The sequence below is a fragment of the Phyllobacterium phragmitis genome, assembly GCF_002980495.1.
Classification (GTDB): domain Bacteria; phylum Pseudomonadota; class Alphaproteobacteria; order Rhizobiales; family Rhizobiaceae; genus Paramesorhizobium; species Paramesorhizobium phragmitis.
Genome location: NZ_PVBR01000115.1, coordinates 1 through 297, shown reverse-complemented (window position 1 = coordinate 297; position 297 = coordinate 1). Strand labels below are relative to the sequence as shown.

The 297-nt window shown below is 65.7% G+C and carries 1 protein-coding gene; it reads left to right on the top strand.

What is annotated here, in order from left to right:
* Nucleotides 1–297: ISAs1 family transposase (locus C5748_RS27585; protein WP_146119671.1), on the top strand; the 297-nt coding region annotated here is incomplete at both ends.

The following is a 297-nucleotide window of genomic DNA, read 5'->3' as shown; positions in this document are numbered from 1 at the left end:
CGGACTGTTTCATCAACTGGGTCGACGGGATGCGCGAGGATGATCCCGACATCGTCGCCATCGACGGCAAGACCTCGCGCCGCGCCCACAACCGCAGCAGGGGACAGAACCCGCTGCATCTGGTTTCGGCCTGGGCCGCACGCCAGCGTCTCGTGCTGGGACAGCAGGTCTGCGCGGAAAAATCCAACGAGATCACGGCCATCCCCGAATTGCTGGAGCGGCTGGAGCTCACCGGCGCCCGGGTGACCATCGACGCCATGGGCTGCCAGACCAAAATCGCCGCCGCCATCCGCAACA